Genomic DNA, 467 nt, shown 5'->3' on the forward strand with positions numbered 1-467 from the left:
TACTGGAACAACGCGACGGGGATGGTGAGCCGCCTGTCGACGACGTCGTTCAACACGTTCCTCCAGTCGAACGCGGGCAATACCGTCACGCGCACGCAATTGCTGAATGCGTTCGAAGGCGCGTTCGGCAGCAACACGCGCGGCGCGGTCTCGCTCAAGTGCGTGAAGGTCAACTACGTCAGCTATTTCACCGAGGCGTGGCTCTCGGTGAAGACGGATGCGACGTCGCAGTTCCCGAGCGCGGCGTCGCTCGTGACCGATGCGGGCACGCAGGGCACTTGCCCGACGTCCGGGATCTTCATCGCGAAGTAGGCGCGGCGGCGCGCGCCCGATCCGGATCGCCGGGCGGGGGTTCGGACGGGCGATGCAAACGGCGGCGGGCCGCCGGCGCATGCGGTGCGCGCCGCCGGCCGGGCCGAGCGCGCGAGCGCGACGCGGTCGACGCCGGCGTCGGCGCCGCATGGAAG

At 70.0% G+C, this 467-nt stretch carries 1 protein-coding gene; it reads left to right on the top strand.

All coding sequences use genetic code 11. The features are described from left to right. Positions 1–312 (top strand): hypothetical protein (locus J5M71_RS28045; RefSeq protein ID WP_207838844.1); only part of this gene is annotated, 312 nt, incomplete at its 5' end. Positions 313–467 lie beyond the last annotated feature (155 nt).

It is taken from the genome of Pseudomonas sp. 43(2021) (assembly GCF_017490805.1).
GTDB lineage: Bacteria > Pseudomonadota > Gammaproteobacteria > Pseudomonadales > Pseudomonadaceae > Aquipseudomonas.